General features: G+C 71.8%; 15 protein-coding genes. 12 read left to right on the plus strand and 3 right to left on the minus strand.

Annotation, left to right across the window (positions count from 1 at the left end):
* Positions 1-33: 33 nt before the first annotated feature.
* From BLW47_RS17720 to BLW47_RS17755, 8 genes are all read left to right on the plus strand, one after another.
* Positions 34-2049 (plus strand): PAS domain-containing sensor histidine kinase, encoded by a 2016-nt coding sequence (locus BLW47_RS17720; protein WP_175543682.1) that lies wholly within the window; start codon positions 34-36, stop codon positions 2047-2049.
* Positions 2046-3254, plus strand: a complete 1209-nt coding sequence (locus tag BLW47_RS17725) for an HDOD domain-containing protein (RefSeq protein ID WP_091558640.1) — start codon at positions 2046-2048, stop codon at positions 3252-3254. Before BLW47_RS17720 ends, BLW47_RS17725 begins: the two co-directional genes overlap by 4 nt.
* A gap of 41 nt (positions 3255-3295) precedes the next feature.
* Positions 3296-3673, plus strand: coding sequence for a response regulator transcription factor (locus tag BLW47_RS17730; protein WP_091558643.1), 378 nt, complete (start codon positions 3296-3298; stop codon positions 3671-3673).
* A 194-nt stretch (positions 3674-3867) separates the two neighbouring features.
* The gene (locus BLW47_RS17735) at positions 3868-5541 is read left to right on the plus strand and encodes a S8 family serine peptidase (RefSeq protein WP_175543683.1); all 1674 of its coding nucleotides are present in this window, start codon (positions 3868-3870) and stop codon (positions 5539-5541) included.
* Between the two features lies 1 nt (position 5542).
* Positions 5543-7837, plus strand: coding sequence for a sensor histidine kinase (locus BLW47_RS17740; protein ID WP_091558650.1), 2295 nt, complete (start codon positions 5543-5545; stop codon positions 7835-7837).
* Positions 7838-7915: 78 nt separating this feature from the next.
* Positions 7916-9052: a response regulator gene (locus tag BLW47_RS17745; RefSeq protein WP_091558654.1), complete on the plus strand. Its 1137-nt coding sequence runs from the start codon at positions 7916-7918 to the stop codon at positions 9050-9052.
* Between the two features lie 194 nt (positions 9053-9246).
* Positions 9247-10563, plus strand: coding sequence for a hemolysin family protein (locus BLW47_RS17750; RefSeq protein WP_175543684.1), 1317 nt, complete (start codon positions 9247-9249; stop codon positions 10561-10563).
* Positions 10564-10682: 119 nt separating this feature from the next.
* Positions 10683-12752 (plus strand): glycoside hydrolase family 65 protein, encoded by a 2070-nt coding sequence (locus BLW47_RS17755; protein ID WP_091558663.1) that lies wholly within the window; start codon positions 10683-10685, stop codon positions 12750-12752.
* A gap of 43 nt (positions 12753-12795) precedes the next feature.
* On the opposite strand, the gene BLW47_RS17760 is transcribed toward BLW47_RS17755, so the two are convergent.
* Both BLW47_RS17760 and BLW47_RS17765 read right to left on the minus strand, forming a co-directional pair.
* Complete coding sequence (locus BLW47_RS17760; protein ID WP_091558666.1) at positions 12796-15069, minus strand: discoidin domain-containing protein; 2274 nt, start codon at positions 15067-15069, stop codon at positions 12796-12798.
* A gap of 208 nt (positions 15070-15277) precedes the next feature.
* Positions 15278-16480, minus strand: a complete 1203-nt coding sequence (locus BLW47_RS17765; RefSeq protein WP_091558670.1) for an ROK family transcriptional regulator — start codon at positions 16478-16480, stop codon at positions 15278-15280.
* Between the two features lie 131 nt (positions 16481-16611).
* On the opposite strand from BLW47_RS17765, the gene BLW47_RS17770 reads away from it, so the two are divergent.
* The 4 genes from BLW47_RS17770 (at position 16612) to BLW47_RS17785 (ending at position 21217) form a co-directional block, all read left to right on the plus strand.
* On the plus strand, positions 16612-17907 hold the full coding sequence (locus BLW47_RS17770) for an ABC transporter substrate-binding protein (RefSeq protein WP_091558674.1): 1296 nt from the start codon (positions 16612-16614) through the stop codon (positions 17905-17907).
* A gap of 70 nt (positions 17908-17977) precedes the next feature.
* Entirely contained in the window at positions 17978-18967 is a 990-nt protein-coding gene (locus BLW47_RS17775) for a carbohydrate ABC transporter permease (protein ID WP_091558678.1), read from the plus strand.
* Positions 18960-19799: a carbohydrate ABC transporter permease gene (locus tag BLW47_RS17780; RefSeq protein WP_091558682.1), complete on the plus strand. Its 840-nt coding sequence runs from the start codon at positions 18960-18962 to the stop codon at positions 19797-19799. The genes BLW47_RS17775 and BLW47_RS17780 overlap by 8 nt, the downstream gene beginning before the upstream one ends.
* Positions 19796-21217, plus strand: a complete 1422-nt coding sequence (locus BLW47_RS17785) for a GH1 family beta-glucosidase (protein ID WP_091558686.1) — start codon at positions 19796-19798, stop codon at positions 21215-21217. Before BLW47_RS17780 ends, BLW47_RS17785 begins: the two co-directional genes overlap by 4 nt.
* 73 nt (positions 21218-21290) lie before the next feature.
* Here the strand turns inward: BLW47_RS17785 and BLW47_RS17790 are convergent, their stop codons facing one another.
* On the minus strand, positions 21291-21686 hold the full coding sequence (locus tag BLW47_RS17790) for a hypothetical protein (RefSeq protein WP_091558689.1): 396 nt from the start codon (positions 21684-21686) through the stop codon (positions 21291-21293).
* Positions 21687-21707: the final 21 nt, after the last annotated feature.

A 21707-nucleotide genomic window follows, 5' to 3' on the forward strand; every position in this document is an offset into this window, starting at 1 on the left:
CCGCGGTCTACGGACGCGGCTGTCGGATCGCCCGTGGTGGCCCCATTCGCCGCCGGCATCCACGGCGGCTCGCCGCTGACGTACGACGATCTGTACGCGATGGCCGACGCGATCCCGCACATCCTGTGGGCGACGGACGCCGCCGGCGAGGTCATCTACGTGAACCGTCGCGGCGTCGAGTACACCGGGTTGCGACCGGAGGAACGTCGCGACTCGGAGTGGCACTCGTTGATCCACGCCGACGACGCGGACGAGGCGCGCCTCAGCTGGGAACAGGCGGTCCGGACCGAGACCCCCTACGAACGTGACCTGCGGCTACGCCGCGCGGACGGCGAGTACCGCTGGCACGGATTCCGGACCATCCCGGTACGCGACGCCGACGGCCGGGTCGTGCGGTGGATCGGCACCGCCACCGACATCCACGACCAGAAAGCGCTCGAGGACAGCCTGCGTCGCTCGGAGCGGCAGACCAAGGAGATGCTCACCCTCCTGGAGAGCCTGCAGGCCGCCGCGCCGGTCGGGTTCGGCTTCGTCGACCGGGACCTGCGGGTCGTCCGCGCGAACGACGTGCTGGCGACGCTCGGCCACGGCACGATGGAGGAGCAGATCGGCCGACCGCTGGCCGAGGTGCTCCGGGAGGGCTGGCCGTTGGTCGAGCCCATCTACCGGCGCGTGCTCGACACCGGCGCGGCCGTGCTCGGGCTGGAGGTGGCCGCCCCCACCGTCAACGATCCCGACCAGGTCCGCTCCTGGTTCATGAACTTCTACCCCGTCCGGGTTGATGGCGAGATCATCGGTGTCGGCCTCGTCGTGGTCGACATCACCCGGCGCGCGATGGCGGAGGAGTTCCGCTCGGTCGTGATGGACAACATGGCCGAGGGTCTCTACACCATCGACGCCGACGGGCTTCTGACCTCCATGAACCGGGCGGCCGTCCGGATGCTCGGCTGGGAGGAGGCGGAGCTGCGGGGACGCGATGTGCACAGCGTCGTGCACTTCCAGCGGGCCGACGGCACTCCGTTTCCGCCCGACGACTGCCCGCTGGCGAAGACGCGCCGGCAAGGCCGGCCGGTGAAGGTCGCCGATGACACGTTCACCCGCAAGGACGGCTCGATCTTCCCAGTCTCGTACTCCGCCGCCCCGTTGCGCATCGGGTCGCGGGACCGGGGAGCGGTCGTGGTCTTCCACGACAACACCGAGTCGCGGGAACGGCAACAGCGGGAGCTGGAGGCGCGGCACGCGCAGAAGCTGGAGTCGCTGGGCCGGCTCTCCGCCGGCATCGCGCACGAGATCAACACCCCGATCCAGTTCGTCGGCGACAACACCCGGTTCCTGGCGGAGGCGTACGAGGAGATGCTGGCGTTGCTGCTGGTCTACCGGGAGTGCCTGGACGGCACGGGGCAGGAGGTCTCCTGGGACGACCGGGTCGCGCGCGTGTCGGAGGCGGAGCAGAAGGCGGACATCGACTACCTGGCCTCCGAGGTGCCGCTCGCGGTGGCCCAGAGCCTGGAGGGCATCGAGCGGGTCGCGTCGCTGGTGCGGGCGATGAAGTCGTTCAGCTACAAGGAGTCCAACGACCGCTCGTACGCGGACCTGAACGAGGCGTTGCACACGACGCTGACCGTCGCCCGCAACGAGGTGAAGTACGTCGCCGACGTCACCCTGGACCTGGGCGAGATCCCGGAGGTCCTGTGCAGCCTCGGCGATCTGAACCAGGTGTTCCTGAACCTGCTGGTGAACGCGGCCGACGCGATGCAGGGCAAGGGGAAACGCGGGCAGATTCGCGTCAGCACCCGCACCGAGGGTTCGATGGTGGTCGTCAGCATCGCCGACAACGGATGCGGCATCCCGTCCCAGCTGCAGCAGGTGATCTTCGAGCCCTTCTTCACGACCAAGGAGGTCGGCAAGGGCACCGGACAGGGGCTGGCGCTGGCGCGCGCGGTCGTCGACCAGCACGCCGGCACGATCGAGGTGAACTCGCGGGAAGGCGAGGGCACCGAGTTCGTGCTGCGCCTCCCGATCGACGGCAAACGGTCCGGCCCGGCATGACCCGCGCGCGCGTCCTCTTCGTCGACGACGAGCCACGCATCCTCGACGGCCTGCGGCGGTCGCTGCGCGGCAAGCGGGGGGAGTGGGAGATGTCGTTCGTGACCAGCGGCGCCGACGCGCTGGAGCTGCTGGCGGCGGCGCCGCACGACGTGGTCGTCTCCGACATGCGGATGCCCGGCATGGACGGCGCCGAGCTGCTGACGCACGTGAGCGACCGGCACCCCGAGGTGGCCCGGGTCGTGCTCTCCGGCCACACCGAACCGGAGGCGGCGATCAAGGTCGCGATCGCGGCGCACCGCTTTCTCACCAAGCCGTCCGATGCCGAGAGCGTCATCGGCGTGGTCGAACAGCTCACCGTCCGTACCTCCGCGACGCACCCGGCCGAGGCGCGCCGGATCGCCGGCGGCGTCCGGTGCCTGCCGATGGTGCCGGCGTACAGCGACCGGATGATGGCGCTGCTGCGTCGGCCCGACATCGAGCTCACCGACGTCGTCCGGCCGCTGGCTCACGACATCGGTTTCACCGCCAAGCTGCTGCAGCTGTCGGCGTCGGCGTTCTTCGGCGCCCGGCCACGGATCGCGGCGTCGGTGAACAGCGTCGTCAACGCGCTGGGGCTGCCGATGGTCCAGGCGCTGGCCGAGGCGAGTCAGGCGCGGTGGTCCCCGGTGGCCTGGCAGCCCGCGATCGCGGCGGAACTCGCCGTGTCGTGGCGGCACGCGGCCGCCACCGCCATCCTGGCCGATGCGATGGCTTCGCCCGCCAACCGCCCCTACGCCCAGGCCGCGGCGCTGCTCCAGGACGTCGGCCGGTTCGTCTGCCTCGCCGGGGCGGCCGGTGACGCCTGCCCGGGCGGCGCCGACGCCGCGGCGCAACGGTGCTACGGGGTGCCGTACCGGGAGATCGCCGTGGAGTTGCTGCACCTGTGGGGCCTGCCGACCCCGATCCTCACCGCGGTGGCGCAGCGGGACCTCGACCACCGCCCGCCCTGCTCCGGCCTGGGCGTCGCGGCGGCCGTGCGGGCCGCGCACCTGCTCCTCCAGCAGACCGAGTCGCGGGACCCGTCCGACGGCACCCACGACGACGAGTTGGCGCTGCTGTTGACGCACCCCCAGTTGACGGCGCAGGCCGTGGACTGGCGGGCGGCGGCCGAACGGGCATCGGCGGAGGCCGGACGCCACCTGGCCGGCGACGGTGGCGGCGCCTGAGATGACAACAACGACCGGATCGAGACGACAAGGAGGCGGTCGTGGCGCACATTCTGGTGGTTGACGACGACCCGGCGATCCGCCAGCTCCTCACGGACGTGCTGGAGCTGGAGGGACACGAGGTACGGGTGGCCGTGGACGGCCTGGCGGCCGTGCGCGCGATGGAGATCTGCCAGCCCGACTGCGTCGTGCTGGACGTGATGATGCCGGGGCTGGACGGCTACGGCGTGCTGCGCACCATCCGGGCGCAGGAGGGGGAGCCGGTCCCGGTGATCATGCTGACGGCCGCTGCCGAGCCGGATTCGGCCGTGCGGGCGTGGGCGGACGGGGTCGACTACTACCTGGCGAAGCCGTTCGGCGCCGACGAGGTGCTCAGTCTCATCGACGGCGTGCTCGGCTACCCGCTGCCCGCGGCCTGATCCCGGCCGCGTCGACCCGGCGCGGTGGCCCGGGTGACGGTTAGAAAATCCTCAGCTTCGGCCCGCCCCCGCCGATATCCCCGCCGATTGGAGTAACGGGACTACTGCGATCGGTGAGGTGAGAACTACATATGAGACTCCATGGAACGGCGGCGGCCGTCGGGACCGGGCCTGCCCGCGTCCGACGTGCCGTCGTGCTCGCCACGGCCGCCGCGGCCGTCGTGGCGACGGCGCTGCCGGGTGCGGCGCGCGCGACCGACGCCGGTGGGAGGGCGTGGCAGGACGTGGTGGTGACGGGTTCGGGCGCGGAGGGCGCGGCGAGCGCGGTGACCGCCGTCGGTGGTCAGGTTGTCGCGTCGCTGCCGCTCGTGCGCGGCGTCGCGGCGCGACTGCCCGCCGGCGCGACGCTCGGCGACCAGTGGCTCGTCGCCCCGCAGCGCGAGCTGCGGGTGGCGGCGGCGCCGGCCGCGCTGACCGACGGCCCGGCCTCCACCGTACGGGCGACGCTGGGGCTGCCCGCGAACGGCGACGAGGGGCGGGGCGTCACGGTGGCCGTGGTCGACACGGGCATCGCCGACGTGCCGGACCTCGCCGGCCGGGTCGCCCGGCGGATCGACATCACCGGCTCCGGCGGCGGTGACGGCTACGGTCACGGCACCTTCATGGCCGGCCTGATCGCCGGCTCCGGCGCCGCGTCGGGCGGGGCCTACCGGGGCGTCGCCCCGGCCGCGAAGCTCGTCGATGTGAAGGTCGCCGACGCCGACGGCCGCACCGACCTGATCACGGTGCTGCGCGGCCTGCAGTGGGTCAGCCAGAACGCCCGGGACGTGAAGGTGCTGAACCTCTCGCTCTCGTCGAACAGCCCGCTGCCGTACCAGATCGACCCGCTGACCCAGGCGCTGGAGGCGCTCTGGCGTCGCGGTGTCACGGTCGTCGTGCCCTCCGGCAACGACGGTCCGGGCACCGGCTCCGTGACGTCGCCCGGCAGCGACCCGGTGCTGCTCACCGCGGGCGGCCTGGACGAGTCGGGCACGGCCCAGCGCCGGGACGACGTCGTGGCGACCTGGTCGGGTCGCGGACCGTCGTGGCAGGGGGACGCGAAGCCGGACCTCGTCGCGCCGGGCGCACGCGTGGTGAGCCTGCGCTCGCCCGGCAGCGTCGTCGACGCCGCCAACCCGCAGGCGCGGATCGGCGGCGGCTACTTCCGCGGCTCCGGCACCTCGATGGCCACGGCGGTGACCTCCGGGGTGGCCGCGGTGGTGCTGGCCGAGGAGCCGAAGCTGCGGCCGGACGCGGTGAAGAACCTGTTCACCGCCACGGCGTACAGCGCGCCGGGGCTGAGCCGGGCGGCCGGCGCCGGGGCGGGCGGGCTCGACGCCGCCCGCGCGCTCGACGCCGCGTCCGAATGGCGCAAGTCGCCGTCGCAGGCGCAGTTCGACCGGGACACGGCCGCCATCGGCCGGGACGCGAAGGACTGGGCGGCGCTGGAAGAGGCGATCCTCGCCGGCGACCGGGCGGCCGCGGCGGCCGCCTGGGCGAAGCTGAGCGCCGGGTCCCGCGACTGGGCCGCGCGCGCCTGGGTGCAGCTCGACCCCGCCACCCGGGACTGGGCGGCGCGGGCCTGGGTGACCGAGGGCTGGGGCGACGGTCCCGACGGCACGGCCGAGCAGTGGGCCGCGCGGGCGTGGGTCGCCCGGGCGTGGGTCGCCCGCGCCTGGGTCTCGGACGAGTGGGCCGCCCGGGCCTGGGTCAACGGTGACTGGTCGGCGCGGGCCTGGGTGGCCCGGGCCTGGGTCTCCCAGGACTGGGCCGCACGCGCCTGGGTCTCCGACAAGTGGAGCGCCCGCGCCTGGACGTGGCAGCTCTGACGTGAGCGCACCCTCCACCGACACCGGCCGCCGGGGCACGTCCCCGGCGGCCGGTGCCGCGCTCTCCTGGTTGCGCGACCCCCTGAACCGGTTGATCGGCGCGGTCTGCCTGCTCGGCGCCGTCCTGGCCACCGCCGTGGTGCTGTGGTTCCCCGAACCGCACGGCGTGCTGCGGTCGCACCACATCGACGGTTGGTGGCTGCTCCCGGCGCTGATCGTCCTGACCGGCGTCGCCGAGATGACCGTGGTCAAGCTGCGGCACGGGGAGGCGGAAGAGGAGCTCAGCCTCTACGAGGCGGCGATCATCATCGACGTCCTGCTGCTGCCGGCCAGCCACGCGCTCGCCGCCGCCGCGCTGGGACTCGTGATCGCCAGCGCGCTGCGGCGGCGGCCGCTGCTGAAGTCCGTGTTCAACCTCGGCACCTACACGGCGGCGGTCTCGGTGCTGGTGGCCGTCGTGCACGTCGTCGCGGGCAGCCCCGGCAGCGTCACCTGGCGGGTGGTCGCCGGCGTGCTGCTCGGCACCTCCTTCTTCACTGTGGTCAACCTGGGCTGCCTGGCCCAGGTGTTGGCCCGGGTCAACGGCGTCCCGGCGTGGCAGATCTTCCGCTCCGAGGTGCGGCTGTCGGCGTACATGGCGATCGGCACGGTCGCGACCGGCCTCACGACCGCCGTGATCGGGCTGAACGCACCGGTGCTGCTGCCGTTCATGGCGATGCCCGCGCTCGCCGTCACGTACGCCTACCGGGCGGCCGCGCAGGAGGCCGACGAGCGGGCCCGCTCGGCGTGCCTGCTGCGGCTCTCCCAGGCGCTGGCCGAACGCGATGACGTCGTACGCCAATTCCTGCTGCTGGTCCGCGAGGCGTTCGACGCCGACGTCGCCGTCGTGGTGCTGCACGACGCGCAGGTGGCGCTGACCGTGGACGAACGGAACCCGAAGGACGTGACCACCGGGCCGCCCCCGCAGCACCTGGCGAGCCTACGCGGGATCGAGCGCGCCGAACTGCTCTCCGAGGACCTGCCGCCGCAGCTGCGCCGGCTGCTCGTCGTGCCGATGGAGGCCGGCGACCGCCGCTTCGGCATCGTCGCGCTCGCCATCCGGCAGGGGCGGCGGGCGCGGCTCTCGACGCGCGATCTGACCGTGCTGGCGCCGCTCGTCAACGCCCTGGCGGCGGCGATGCGCGGCGCGGAGCACCTGGACCGGCTGGTCGCGGAGACGAGCAAGCTCCAGGCGATCGCGGAACAGTCCACCGAGGGCATCTTCATGGTCGACGGTGACGGCGCGGTGCAGATGTGGAGCCGGGCGTTCGCCGAGCTGACGGAGATCAGCGCGGAGCGGGCGGCCGGCCGGCCGCTGGCAGAGCTGCTCGACGTGCCGGACCCGGTGGAGCGCGCGGCGCTGCTGCCGGTGACCGCGGACCGGCCCAAGGCGGCGGTCGAGGTCACGATCCGTCGCCCCGACGGGGAGCCGCGACGACTCCGGCTGGCGCATTCGGCGATCTTCAGCGAGGACATCCTGGTGCGGGACGTCGTGGTCGTCCGCGACCTGACCCGGGAGCACCGCACCGATCGGCTCAAGTCGGACTTCATCGCGACCGTCTCGCACGAGCTGCGGACCCCGCTGACCCCCATCATCGGCTATCTCGACCTGCTGAAGACTCGGGGCGAGCGGATGACGCCGCAGAAGCGCACGGAGTGCCTGACCCTGATGGCGGACCGCGCGGCGCACCTGTCCCGGCTGGTGGAGGACCTCTTGATGGCCTCGCGGGTCGATGACGCGGACGAGGACCTGGCGTTGCACGTCTCGGTGGGGGCGCATGACCTGACCGCGATCGTCCGCCAGGTCGTCGACGACCTGGACAGTCCCCGCGTCACCGTCGCCCTGCCGGACCACGCCGTCCCGACACGCTGCGACGCGGAGCGGACGCTGCAGGTCGTGTCGAACCTCGTCGGCAACGCGCTGAAGTACTCGCCGGAGACGGAACCGGTGCGGGTGGCGATGCGGCTCGACGGGGAGCGGGTGCACGTCGAGGTCGCCGACCACGGGCGCGGAATCCCGGCCGATCAGTTGCAGAAGGTCTTCGAGAAGTTCCACCGGGTCGAGGACCCGATGACGATGAGCACCAGCGGCACGGGCCTGGGGCTGTTCATCGCGCGTCGGTTGGCGCAGGCGATGGGCGGCGAGATCACCGTCGATTCGACGCTGAACGTCGGTTCTGTCTTCACGCTCACCCTGCGGTGCGGTGACGCGCCGGCAATGAATGCCGAATCGGAGCTATCCGTTGTGAAACGCTAAGAGTGGCATGTTTTCTGCCTATATAAGCGACAATTCCGCAGGTTACGACTGCGCGCCTTGAGCGAGAAGGAAACGTCAATGACGGTCCGCCCCCGAATCCTCTGCGTGGACGATGAGCCGTTCGTCCTCGACGGACTGCAGCGGTATCTGCGTGTGAGCTACGACGTGGTCACGACGACGCAGCCGCACGAGGCGCTCGAACTCCTCGCGGACCAGGAGAAGAATCCCATCGCGGCCGTGCTCTCCGACATGCGGATGCCGGAGATGACCGGCGTGGCGATGCTGGAGCGCGCCGAGCAACTGGCACCGGACACCACGCGGTTGCTGTTGACCGGGGACGCCGACCTGCACAGCGCGATCGCGGCGATCAACCAGGGCCACGTCTTCCGGTTCCTGCTCAAGCCGTGCCCGCCCGAGGTCCTCAAGGCCACGATCGCCGCCGCCGCCGAGCAGCACCGACTCGTCCGCGCGGAGCGGGAGCTGCTGGAGGCGACGCTGAAGGGCGCGGTCGAGGCGCTCATGGAGACGCTGAGCATGGCGCAGCCGGAGTTGTTCAGCCGCGCAGCCCGGCTGCGTCGGCTGGTGGAGGCGCTCTGCGCCAAGCTCCAGGTCCCGGACGCGTGGCAGGTCGAGGTGGCCGCGCAGATGGGGGAGATCGCGGCTATCACGCTGCCTCCCTCGGCGATCGCCGCGCTCGAAGGTGGCAACCCCAACAGCGAGGCGGAGGCGGAGATGCTCGCGCGGCTGCCCGCCCTCGCCGACGGGGTGCTCGCGCGCATCCCGCGCCTGGAGGCGGTCCGGGAGATCGTCCGCCATCAGCTGCCCACCGACCGCAGCCCGGTCCGGCCGATGGCCGACGCCGCGCCGTCGGGCGCGCGACTCCTGCAGGCCGTGCGCGAATACGACGCGCTGGTGTGGCGCGGCATGCCGCCGGACCTGGCGGTGGCGACGCTGTCGTTCCGCAAGACCCACGACATGGAGACGCTGCGCGCGCTGGCCGAGGTCGGCGGGCTGCGGCTGCCCAACCAGGCGGTCCGGGAGATCGACGTCGACGACCTGGCCGTCGGCGACGAGCTTGCCGACGACCTCTACAGCGCCAAGAGCGTGCTGCTGGTCTCCCGCGGCCAGGTGATCACCGAACGACTGCTGATCCGCGTGCAGAACTACGCGATGACCACCGGCCTGCAGGGGCGCATTCTCGTCGTCGACCTGTAGCTCGTGCCAACACTGACCCGGCCGTGCGCTGACAGCGTCGTCGCAGACGCTCGCGGTGGCCGGCGGCGCGGCGGCGGGCGGTGCAGGGCGGAGGAAACTGCCGTTACTCGGGCGAAAGTCGCGTTAGCCGGATGGGGCGGCGGGTACCCGACCGGGCGCCGGGTGGCCCGGGTACGAGCAGGCGGGGGGCGGCCGTGGGGGGCTATGGCTTGCAGGTGGCGCTGGTGCTGGTGCTGGTGCTGCTGAACGCGGTGTTCGCGGGCAGCGAGATGGCGCTGGTGTCGCTGCGGGAGGGGCAGCTGCAGCGGCTGGAGCGCGAGTCGCGGGGCGGCCGCGTGCTCGCCCGGCTGGCGCGGGACCCGAACCGCTTCCTGGCGACCATCCAGATCGGCATCACGTTGGCCGGGTTCCTGGCCTCCGCGGCGGCCGCGGTCTCGCTCGCCGCGCCGTTGGTGAAGCCGCTGGGCTTTCTCGGCGGGGCGGCGGAGCCGGTGTCGATCGTTCTCGTGACGATCATCCTGACCTTCGTCACCCTCGTGTTCGGGGAGCTCGCCCCGAAGCGGATCGCGATGCAGCGCCCCGAGGGCTGGGCGTTGCTGGTGGGGCGACCGTTGGATGCCCTGTCGTCGTTCTCCCGGCCGGCGGTGTGGCTGCTCAGTGCCGCGACCGACGTCGTCGTACGGCTGACCGGCAGTGACCCGGAGGCGCGCCGCGAGGAGGTGACCACCGAGGAGCTGCGGGACATGGTCGCCGCGCAGCGGAGCCTCACCCCGGAGCATCGCACGATCATCAGCGGTGCCTTCGAGGTGGCCGACCGGATCCTGCGGGAGATCCTGGTGCCCCGCCGCGACGTCTTCTCGTTGCCGGCGACGATGCCCGTCGGTGAGGCGCTGCGCGGCCTCGGCGAGTCCGGCAAGACGCGGGCGCCGGTGGTCGGTCCCGGCGGGCTCGACGACGTGGTGGGGCTGGTGCACATGCGCGACCTGCTGGACGGCGCCGGCGTGGTGGCCGACCGGGCCAGCCCCGCGCTGTTCCTGCCCGAGACGCTCAGCGTGACCGATGCGATGCGCGAGATGCGCCAGCAACGACAGCCGTTCGCGCTGATCGTGGACGAGCGCGGCGCGATCGACGGCATCGTCACGATCGAGGACCTGGTGGAGGAGGTCGTCGGCGAGATCTACGACGAGACCGACCGGGACGTCCAGGCGGCGATCCGCGAACCGGACGGCGCCGTGGTGCTGCCCGGCGTCTTCCCGATTCACGACCTGCCGGACGTCGGCGTCTCGATCCGCGACATCGAGGACGGCGACTACACGACCATCGCCGGACTCGTCCTGGCCCGGCTGGGGCACATCCCGCGGGCGCCGGGCGAGATGGTCGAGCTGCCCGGCTTCACGGCCCGGGTCGTCGAGGTCACCGGTCGGGCGATCACCAAGGTCCGCGTCCAGCCGCGTCCGCTGGAGAGGCCCGACGACGACGTGGCGAACGTCCGCAAGCGCGAAGATGACTGATCACGCGATTTCCGGGACGGCCGTCACCAGTGCTGGGACAGTGTGAACGAGGCGACACGCGAATCGTGCGTCGCCGCTCCCGACGCTGCCCGTGGGCCAGAAGTGGCGGTGAATGCGGCGTGATCCAGCCGAACAGTCCCGACCCGATCCACTCGTGGGAGCCCGGCTACACCCCGGCGTTCGTCTCCAACGGGGTGGTCGGGCTACGGGTGTGCCCCATACCCCTGCTGTCCGGCGTGACCACCGTCAACGGCTTCGTCGGCATGGATCGGGAGACCGGGGTGGAGGGCTTCGCGCAGACGCCCTATCCGCTCGCCGGTGACCTGCGCATCAACGGCGTGTCGCTGTCCCAGTCGCCGGAACGGGCGACGCTGCGCGAGCAGCGGTACGACTTCTCCTGCGGCGAGCTGCACACGCGCTTCCACTTCGACGGCGACGGAGCGGGCGCCGAGGTCAACAGTGTGATGTTCTGCAGCCGGACCCGTCCGCCCGTTGTCGTGCACAGGCTGCAGTTCCACGTCGATCAGGACTGCCAGTTGGAGATCGCCGCCGGCCTCGACCCACAGGGTGTGCTCGGCCGCTGGCTCGAGCCGCCGCGCTGTCCGCCGGACCACGTCCGCAACATCGACTGCGTGACGCAGTGGGGCAGCCACGGCGACATGGGCTCGCTCGGGCTCGCCTACGGCACGGACTTCCGGGGCACCGATCAGGCGGTCCGCCGGTTCAGCGAGCAGACCGGCGGCCAGACGTTCACCACGTATGCGGTGCGGGCCGAGGCGGGGCGCCGGTACGAGCTGCGGCAGTTCACCAGCCTTGTTCCGGACGCATGGCACGAACGTCCCCTGCACGAGGCGGCCCGGCTGCTCACCGCCGCGGTGTCGGCCGGCGGCGACGATCTGCGGGCCGACAACCGCAGGGCCTGGGAGGAGCTGTGGTGTGGGCGGCCGACCCTCGTGGGTGCGCCCCCGCAGTGGCAGGGGATAATCGACGCGGCCTTCTTCTATCTGCACAGCTCCGCGAACCGCTCCGCGCCGGCGAGCACGCACCTGTTCGGGCTCTCCTCCTGGCCCGACTACCACTACTACCGTGGCCACGTGATGTGGGACGTCCCGGCGTTCGCCGTCCCGCCGCTGCTGCTGAGCTCCCCCGAGAGCGCCCGTAGCCTGATCACCTACCGCTACGCCAAGCTCTGCGGCGCCTTCGCCAACGCCGCCGCCCGCGGGTACACCGGTGCCCAGTTCCCGTGGGAGAGCAGTCCCAGCAAGGGGGAGGAGGCGGCACCGGTGGAGGTGCCGCACTCGTACACCGAAGAGCACGTCAGCATGGACGTCGCGCTGGAGTTCGCGAACTACGTGCACGCCACCGGCGACCGCGGGTTCGCGGCGGACTTCGCCTGGCCGGTGATGTCGTCGGTGGCGCGCTGGCTGGACAGCCGGGTGGAGCACACCGCGCGCGGCTACGAACTTCGTGGGGTGAACGGCATCGCGGAGACCGAGACGACCGTCGACAACAACGCGTTCGTCAACTGCTCCGCGGTGCTCGCGCTGCGCGAGACGGTGGCGCTCGGACGGTCCCTGGGGCAGACGGTCGACGAGCACTGGGAGAGCATCGCCGACCACCTGGTCCTCCCGATCGATCCGGAGACCAGAGTCATCCGGAACCACGACCGTCACGATCCGTGCGAGGACAAGGGGGAGACACCGGAGGGGGCGGCGGTGCTCTTCCCGCTCGGCTATCCGGTCGACGCCGAGACGGAACGGGCGACGCTGGAGTTCCACCTGCGCTCGGCCGACCGGTACGTGGGTGCGCCGATGCTCTCGCCGATGCTCGGCGTCTACGCGGCGTGGCTCGGCGACCGCGGCCGCGCTTACGAGCTGTTCGAGCGCGGTTACGCGTCGTTCGTGGTTCCGCCGTTCGCCATGGCGACCGAGTTCAGCCCGGCGCGGTATCCCGACAAGCCCCGGGCGGTGCCCTTCACCGCCAACCTGGGCGGCATGCTGGCCGCCTGCTACTACGGGCTTTGCGGCATGAGGTTGAACGACGGCGACCCGGCCACCTGGTGTGAACGGTCGATCATGATGCCGTGCGTCGGCGAGTCGATCCACGTGGAGCGGATGTGGGTGCGGGGCCGGCCCGCGGCGCTGACGGCCGAGGACGGGGCCGAGCGCGCGCGCATCACGTTCCTGTAGCGGTGTGCCCACGGCCGGGCCGTGGGCACACCACGCATGGCGGCTACGGGTAGTTCGTCAGGTACGACACCAGGTTCGAGGAGTTCGAGGTGCCGCCGGCGTTGTTGATGATCCGGGCGATCGTGCCGGCGCCGCCGAGCGAGACCGTCACCATGTTCGTGAACCGCACGTTCGGATTCTGCGGCACCTCGAAGGCGCGGTCCGCGGCGATGCCGGCGTCGGTGGTGAAGACGCAGTAGCTGCCCAGCCCCCACGCCTGGTGGCTGGTGACGTGGTCGGCCACCTTGTACGCGGCCCACCCGCGGCTGGACCCGTTCATCCACGCCGCCTGGTTCGGCGGGTCGTACGGCATCTCGTTCTGGTAGAAGTACGTCCGCCCGCCGTTGCCGTTCCAGATCGTCTGGTACTTCTGGTAGTGCTCGACGAAGAGGCCGTACATGGTGACGTCGTCGCCGTTGACGATCAGACCGGTGTCGGCGGTGTTCACGTTCCAGCCGACGCCGGTGCCGTGGTCGGCGCGCCACAGCCACATGTGGTCGCCGATCACGTGGTCGCTGTTGACCACGAGGGTGGTGGCCGCCCGGCCCACGCCGGGCCCGCCGATCCGGAAGAACACGTCGTGCAGCGAGATCGGGTTGGCGGCGTTGTTCGCGGCGGCGCCGGGCGGGCCGATCTCCATCAGCGTCGGCGAGGAGACGGGGCCGGCGTCGATCAGGATGCCGGCGACCTTCGCCCCCGGCACGTCGGCGACGCTCACCGCGGTGATGCCGTTCTGCGGGACCAGCGTGGCCAGGCCGAGCCCGAGCACGACGGTGTCGGGTCGGGTGATCCGCAGCGTCTGATCGAGGTTGTACACGCCCGGCGAGATGATCAGGTGCTTGCCCTGGGCGAGGGCGGCGTTCATGGTGGCGGCGGTGGTGCCTGGCCGGGCGATGAAGAACTGGTCGAGCGAGATCGACGTGCCCGCCGGGGTCTTGCCGTACCAGCTGGTGCCGCGGCTGTTGGTGCGCAACGCCGGGACGAAGACGCGGTAGACGCCGCCGCTGTCGACGTACAGGAACGGCTTCTCCCGTACGACGGGCGTGGTGTCGAGAACGGTGTGTGAGGGGTTCGGGAAGTGCGGCGCGGGGGCCCCGGTGACGCCCTGGAAGACCATGTTCCACACCGAGCCGGTCCATCCGTTGCCGAACTCGCTGTTGCGTGAGTACCACTGCTGCTGGGACCCCGAGACCACCAGGCCGTCGATGCGGGTGTCCGCCATCAGGCCGCCGCTGGACCAGCCGTCGCCGCCGTTCCAGAGCTGGATCTGGTTCTGACCGCCGCGCAGGTGCATGCGCCGGTACGGCGCGGCCTGCGAGACCGCCCACCGTTCGACGCTCACCCCGGCCGGCAGCGTCACCGACAGGTTCTCCGCGGACCGCCAGAAGTTCTGGGTGGCGTTGCCGCCCATCCAGAACGCCTCGGCCCGGACGTGCCCGTTGAGGTTGACGTCGTCGGGGGAGAGGCCGAGGCCGGCGACCTGGGTGAAGAAGCCGAGGTTGACGTCGGCGGTGTAGGTGCCGGGCTTGAACAGCACGGCGTAGCGGTTGGGGCCGAACTGGTTGGTCTCCTGCTGGGTGAAGATGCTGTTGAGGTGACTCTGGATCTGTGACGTCGGGGTGGACGGGTCGAAGATCCGGGTGTTCGGGCCGAAGTTCGGGTTGCGCGGGTCGGTGGGCTCCACCGGGGGGCCGCCGGTGCCGCCCGACTCGCCGTAGACCTGGAACTCCCAGAGCGAGTAGCCGTAGCCGGTAGCGCGTTGCGTGCCGTACATCCGCACGTACCGGCCCGCACCGGCCACCGTCAGGCTCTGCTCGCCGCCGGTTCCGGTGGTGATGGAGTAGATCGAGGTCCAGGCGCTGCCGTCGTCGGAGGTCTGGATCTGGAACGCGCGCCCGTACGCGGTCTCCCAGCGCAGGGTGACCTGGCTGATCGTGGCGCGGGCGCCCAGGTCGACCTGGAGCCACTGCGGGTCGCTGAAGGCGCTGGACCAGCGGGTGCCAGTGTTGCCGTCGACCGCCGCCGAGGCGGGCGTGCCGCCGTTCTCGGTCGAGGAGGCGAGGGCCGGCCGGCCCTGGGAGAGCAGCACCGGCGCGGCCTGCGCGGCCGGCGCGGCGCCGACCGGGAGCATGCCGGCCGGGAGCACGGCGCCGGCCGGGAGCGTGGCGCCGACCGGGAGCACGGCGGCGGCCAGCGCCACGGCGAGTCCGCGCGCCGCGCGCCGCAGCCGCGGGCCGCGGGCGCGCGGCGGCGGTGGCGAAATGAGCTGAGGTTTCATGATGACGCCTGTCGCTAGGAGAACTTCGGACGCCGGGTGACGGGGGCGCGACGCGGTGTCGCTCGGGGGTGGCGTCGTCCGGCCGGGGCGACGCCAGAGGCTGAGAGCGCTCTCAATGGTTCAGAAGTGTTACGGCGGCGTTGCCCGACGTCAAGACATCGACGTATTACGGTGTTATTTATGTAGATACGTCATTGGTGGCCGGTCGTCACTCCCGCGTCCCGCCCGCGGCCAGTAGCCCCGCGACCGGGAGCGTCGCCGCCCCCAGCGCCACCGCGTCCACGCCGAGCCGGCACACCTCGATCGACGCCTGGGCGTACGGCTGGCGCAGCGCCTGCCGCGCCGCGGCCTCGCGGATCGCCGGCAGCAGCCGCGTGCCGAGCGCCATCCCGGCCCAGCCGCCGAGGACGACCCGCTCGGGGTTGAACAGGTTGATCAGGTTCGCCACGCCGGCGCCGAGGTAACCCGCGGTCTCGTCCAGCACCCGTTGGGCCACCGCGGAGCTCTCCGCCGCCGCGATCAGCTCGGTGAGCTGCGACTCCTCGTCGACGCCCGGCACCGGGCGGCCGCGCCGCGCCTGCCGGTAGCGGTCGATGATCCCCTCCGCCCCGACGTACGCCTCCAGGCACCCCGTGGCCCCGCACCGGCAGGAGCGTCCGCCGTACACCAGCGTCGTATGCCCCCACTCGCCGGCGCTGCTCGACGCGCCCCGGTACGTGACGCCGTTGGTCACGATCGCCGCGCCGACGCCGGAGCCGACCAGCGCGAAGACCGCGTGCCGCGCTCCGCGACCCGCGCCGAACCACATCTCGGCCTGGCCGAGGGTCTTGGCGCCGTTGTCGATGTGCAGCGGCAGGTCGGTGCCGGCCCGGATCAGCCGCTCGAGCGGGACGCCGTCCCAGCCCAGCGTCTGGGCGTGCACCACCACCTCGGGGCCCTGCGCGACGACGCCCGAGACCCCGATCCCCACCCCGAGCAGTTCGGCGCGGGCCACGGTGGCCCGGGAGGTCACCTCGTCGATGCCGGCCAGCACGTGCCCGGCCACGACGGCCGGGTCCGTGCCGCCCGGCTGGAGCGGGTATTCGACGCTGGCCAGCAGCGTCATCGCGAAGTCGAACAGCTCGACCCGCACCCGGGTCTCGCCGACGTCGACGCCGGCCACGCAGGCGAAGCGCGGCGCGATCCGCAGCCGCATGCTGGGGCGGCCGCCGTCGGACTCCAGCACCCCGGCCTCGGTGACCAGCCCCTCGTCGATCAGATCGCTGACCACGTTGCTGACGGCGGGCTGGCTCAGCCCGGTGCTGCGGGCAAGGTCCTGGCGGGTGAGTGGCCCGTCGAGAAAGAGCTTCCACAGCAGCGCCGACCGGTTCCGCCGCCGTACGGACCGGTTGGTTGCTCGCTCCAGCTCCACGCGTCACCTCGATCTTTCGCGGTCTCCGGCACTCTACGGGCCGGGCCTTGACGGTCCCGTCGTCAACCACTTTAATAACGGCGTTAATTAAGCCCTGATGTAACTCCCCCCTCGACGCAGAAGGGCAGACCGTGTCGAATCGATATCTGGCGGCCGCGGCCGCGGCCGTGCTGGCGGCCGGGTCGCTGAGCGCCTGCGGCGGCTCCGGCGACTCCCCGGAGTCCACCAAGACCCTCACCTACTGGGCCAGCAACCAGGGCGCCAGCCTGGAGGCCGACAAGCAGATCCTCCAGCCCGAGCTGGACAAGTTCGAGCAGCAGACCGGCATCAAGGTCAATGTGGAAGTCGTGCCCTGGTCGGATCTGCTGAACCGGCTGCTGGCCGCCGCCACCTCCGGCAAGGGCCCGGACGTGGTGAACATCGGCAACACCTGGTCGGCCTCGCTGCAGGCGACCGGCGCGCTGGAGGAGTTCGACGACGCGACGCTGGCCGAGATCGGCGGCAGGCAGCGCTTCGTCCCCGCGGCGCTCGCCGCCACCGGGGCGGCCGGCAAGCCCCCGGCGGCCGTGCCGCTCTACAGCCTCGCGTACGCGCTGTACTACAACAAGAAAGCGTTCGCCGACGCCGGCATCAGCGCCCCGCCCGCAACGTGGGAGCAGCTCGTCGAGGCCGGCCGCAAGCTGACCAAGGGCGGCCGGTGGGGCCTGGCGGTGGAGGGGGCGAACCCCTCGGAGAACGCCCACCACGCGTTCACGTTCAGCCAGCAGTACGGCGGTGAGTGGTTCGACGCCGCGGGCAAGCCGACCTTCGACACGCCGCAGAACGTCGCGGCGGTCAAGCGGTACGTCGACCTCATGGCCGCTGACAAGATCGTCAACCCGAGCAACGCCGAGTACGCGCAGAACCAGGCGGTCTCGGACTTCGCCAACGGCAAGGCCGCGATGCTGCTCTGGCAGGCCGCCGGCTCGAACCTCAAGACCCAGAACATGGCCCCCGACGCGTACGGGGTGGCGCCCGTGCCGCTGCCGGCCAGCGCGCCCGCCGGTGGCAAGAAGGTCACCAGCATGGTCGCCGGCATCAATATCGCGGTCTTCAAGCACACGAAGAACCGGGACGGGGCGTTGCGGTTCGTGAAGTTCATGACGAGCGACGAGGAGCAGGTCGCGCTGAACAGGACCTACGGGTCGCTGCCGGCGGTGAGCACCGTCGCCGCCGATCCGGCGTTCGCGGGGCCGGAGCAGCAGGTGCTGCAGCAGACCCTCGCCGGCACCGCCGCCCCGCTGCCGCAGGTGCCCGACGAGAGCACGTTCGAGACCCTCGTCGGGACCGCGATCAAGGACCTCTTCGCGGACGCGGCCAGCGGCAAGCCCGTCACCGAACAGGCCGTGCGGACCGCGTTGACCCAGGCGCAACAGCAGCTGCGCTGACCTGCCGGACCGGTGGCCGTGGGCGGTACGCCGACCCGCCCACGGCCACCCCCGTGTCGAGAGGAGCGCGATGGCAACCCCCACCCGCGCGCCGGCGCTGACCGGCGCGCACCCCGGCGACGCCGCCGCGCGCCCCCCGGCCGTCCGGCCCCGAACGCGACGCCGGCCGCTCCTGCCGTACCTGCTGCTCGCCCCGGCGCTGGTGCTGGAGCTGGCGATCCACGTGATCCCGATGTTCGTCGGCGCCTTCATGAGCCTGCAGGAGCTGACCCGCTTCCACCTGCGGGACTGGTCCGGGGCGCCCTTCGTCGGCCTGGACAACTTCCGCGACGTGCTCGATGTGGACGGTCCGGCGGGCGCGCAGCTGCTGCACTCGTTCTGGGTCACGGTCGCCTACACGATCGCCTCGGTGGGGCTGTCCTGGCTGCTCGGCACGGCGGCGGCGGTGGTGCTGCAACGGCCGTTCCGGGGGCGGGCGGTCCTGCGCGCACTGTTCCTCACCCCGTACGCGCTGCCGGTCTACACCGCGGTGATCACCTGGAGCTTCCTGCTCCAGCGCGACACCGGGCTGGTCAACCACGTCCTGGTCGACCAGCTGGGCCTGCTCGACGAGCGGCCGTTCTGGCTGATCGGGGAGAACAGTTTCGTCGCGCTGCTGGTGGTCTCGGTCTGGCGCTCCTGGCCATTCGCCTTCCTCTGCATCATGGCCGGGCTGCAGAACATCCCGACCGAGATGTACGAGGCCGCCGCGATCGACGGCGCCGGCTTCTGGCGGCGGCTGCGTGATGTCACCCTGCCGATGCTGCGGCCGGTGAACCTGGTGCTGGTGCTGGTGCTCTTCCTCTGGACGTTCAACGACTTCAACACCCCGTACGTGCTCTTCGGCGGCTCCGCGCCGGAAGCGGCCGACCTCATCTCCATCCACATCTACCGCAGCTCGTTCGAGACCTGGGACTTCGGCGCCGGTTCGGCGATGTCCGTGGCGCTGCTGCTGTTCCTGCTCGCCGTCACGGCGGTCTACCTGCTGATCACCAACCGCCGGGGGAGGAGTCATGCGTGAGACCACGGGGGAGCGCTGGGGTCGACGCGTCGTGCTGACCCTGCTCGCACTCTTCGTCCTGACCCCGCTGTACGTGATGGTCACCTCCGCAGCGAAGCCGCTGCAGGACGTGCAGGACAGCTTCACCTGGTGGCCCAGCCGCCCGACCGCGCAGGCGTTCGTGGACATGTGGTCGACCGTTCCGCTGGGCCGCTACCTGGTCAACAGCCTGCTCGTGTCGAGCGTCGCCGCGGTCTTCTCGGTCACGGTCGCGATCTTCGCGGCGTTTGCGGTGAGCCGCTACCGGTTCCGTGGCCGCGGGCTGTTCTCGGTGACGGTGCTGTCGACGCAGATGTTTCCCGGCATCCTGTTCCTGCTGCCGCTCTTCCTCATCTACGTCAACATCGGCACCGCGACCGGCATCGAGCTGTACGCCAGCCGCACCGGCCTGATCGTCACCTATCTCACCTTCTCGCTGCCGTTCTCGATCTGGATGCTGGTCGGCTACTTCGACTCGATCCCGCGCGGCCTGGACGAGGCGGCGCAGGTCGACGGCGCGGGACCGCTGCGCACGCTGTTCCAGGTGGTCCTGCCGGCGGCGGTGCCCGGCGTCGTCGCCGTCACCGTCTACGCGTTCATGACCGCCTGGGGCGAGGTGCTGTTCGCGTCGGTGATGACCGACGAGTCCAGCCGCACGCTCGCCGTCGGGCTGCAGGGCTACTCCACCCAGTTCAACGTGTACTGGAACCAGATCATGGCCGCCTCCCTGGTGGTGAGCGTCCCGGTCGTGGCCGGCTTCCTGGTGCTGCAGCGCTACTTCGTCGCCGGCCTGACCGCCGGCGCGGTCAAATGAGCCGCTACCCGTCGGAGGAGAAACCACCCGTGTCGGATCTGTCCATGCTGCCGCCGGAGTTCGTCTGGGGCGTCGCCACCTCGGCCTACCAGATCGAGGGGGCGGTCGCGGCCGACGGCCGCGCGCCGTCGATCTGGGACACCTTCTGCCGGGTGCCCGGCGCGATCGACAACGCCGACACCGGCGACGCCGCGTGCGACCACTACCACCGGTGGGCGGAGGATGTCGCGTTGATGAGCCGGCTCGGCGTGGACGCGTACCGGTTCTCGGTGGCCTGGCCGCGGGTGATTCCGGACGGGACCGGTCCGGTGAACGCGCGGGGCCTGGACTTCTACGACCGGCTCGTGGACGCGCTGCTGGCCGCGGGGATCCGCCCGTTCGTCACGCTCTACCACTGGGACCTGCCGCAGGCGTTGCAGGAGCGTGGCGGCTGGCCGGAACGCGCCACCGCCGAGGCGTTCGCCGACTACGCGGCGGTGGTCGCCGGGCGGCTCGGCGACCGGGTCGCGGACTGGAACACGGTCAACGAGCCGCTCTGTGTGGCCTGGATCGGGCACCTGGAGGGGCGGATGGCGCCCGGCGAGCGGGACCTCGCCCGGGCGGTGCGCGCCTCGCACCACATTCTGCTCGGGCACGGCCTGGCCACCCGGGCGATCCGGGCGCACGCCGCCCGCCCCGCGTCGGTCGGCATCGTGCTCAACCTCAGCCCGTGCGAACCGGGGAGCGACCGCCCCGAGGACGTGGCGGCGGCGGTCCGCGCGGACGGGCACACCAACCGGTGGTGGTTGGACCCGCTGTACGGGCGCGGCTATCCCGCCGACATGATCGCGACGTACGGCGTCGAGCCGCCCGTGCGCCCCGGCGACCTCGACACGATCGCCACCCCCACCGACTTTCTCGGCGTCAACTACTACTTCCGGCAGGTCGTGGTCGACGACCCGGACGGGCCGGCGCCGTTCGCGCGGCAGATCCCGGTGCCCGGCGCGGTCACGACGGCGATGGGCTGGGAGGCGTACCCCGCCGGGCTGGAGCGGCTGCTCGTCTCGGTGGCCGAGGAGTACCGCCCCGGCCGGCTCTTCATCACCGAGAACGGCGCGGCCTGGCCCGATCGGGTCACGCCGGTCGGCACGGTCGACGACTCCGAGCGCACGGAGTACCTGGAGCAGCACCTCGCCGCGTGCGCCGCGGCGGTCGCCCGCGGCGTGCCGCTGGCCGGCTACTTCGCCTGGTCGCTGCTGGACAACTTCGAGTGGTCGTACGGGTACGACAAGCGCTTCGGCCTGGTGCACGTCGACTACGAGACCCAGGCGCGCACCGTCAAGGCGAGCGGGCACCGCTACGCCGCGCTGATCCGCGCCCACCAGCAGCTGTCGCGGGCCGTGGCGGGCCCGGCCCCGACGGCGTCCAGGCCGGGCTGACGGGGCCCGGGGGAACCCCGGGTGCCGCCCCGCGCGGCACCCGGGGCCGGACCCGCCCCGGGGCGGGGGTGGGTCAGCGTGCGGTTTGCGCGTCCAGCCAGGCTTCGGCTTCTTCGTGGGTGTCGAACTCCGCCTTGAACATGCCGGACTGGTTGGACAGGCGTCGGGTCTGCAGCCGGGTGGCGGCGCGTGGCAGGATCTCGGCGACCCGGGACATACCGGCCGCCATCAGCGCCTGCTGAGCCGCGATGTGCAGCGGCATGACGTCCTCGTGGTGCGGGCGCATCGTGGTCGCGTCGGTCAGCACGGCGAACTGCGGCCGGAGTCGCTTCGCCGCTGTCGTCAGATCCTCCACGTAGCGGGGCGCGTCCTGCGGCGACAGCCAGTACCCCTTGACGGTCAGGTAGAGCCGGTTCTTGGCGGTGTCGACCGCGATCGCATAGCGGTCGTTGCTCACGAGCTGCTGCATCTTCCCCCCACAGGTGCCACG

The sequence above is a fragment of the Micromonospora pattaloongensis genome, assembly GCF_900107255.1.
Taxonomy (GTDB): domain Bacteria; phylum Actinomycetota; class Actinomycetes; order Mycobacteriales; family Micromonosporaceae; genus Micromonospora_I; species Micromonospora_I pattaloongensis.

Excerpts from the sequence above, each read along its gene's own strand:
- BLW47_RS17785 (WP_091558686.1), top strand. The coding sequence starts at position 19,796 with ATGAGCCGCTACCCGTCGGAGGAGAAACCACCCGTGTCGGATCTGTCC.
- BLW47_RS17725 (WP_091558640.1), top strand. The coding sequence starts at position 2,046 with ATGACCCGCGCGCGCGTCCTCTTCGTCGACGACGAGCCACGCATCCTC.
- BLW47_RS17760 (WP_091558666.1), bottom strand. The coding sequence starts at position 15,069 with ATGAAACCTCAGCTCATTTCGCCACCGCCGCCGCGCGCCCGCGGCCCG.
- BLW47_RS17745 (WP_091558654.1), top strand. The coding sequence starts at position 7,916 with ATGACGGTCCGCCCCCGAATCCTCTGCGTGGACGATGAGCCGTTCGTC.
- BLW47_RS17780 (WP_091558682.1), top strand. The coding sequence starts at position 18,960 with ATGCGTGAGACCACGGGGGAGCGCTGGGGTCGACGCGTCGTGCTGACC.
- BLW47_RS17775 (WP_091558678.1), top strand. The coding sequence starts at position 17,978 with ATGGCAACCCCCACCCGCGCGCCGGCGCTGACCGGCGCGCACCCCGGC.
- BLW47_RS17790 (WP_091558689.1), bottom strand. The coding sequence starts at position 21,686 with ATGCAGCAGCTCGTGAGCAACGACCGCTATGCGATCGCGGTCGACACC.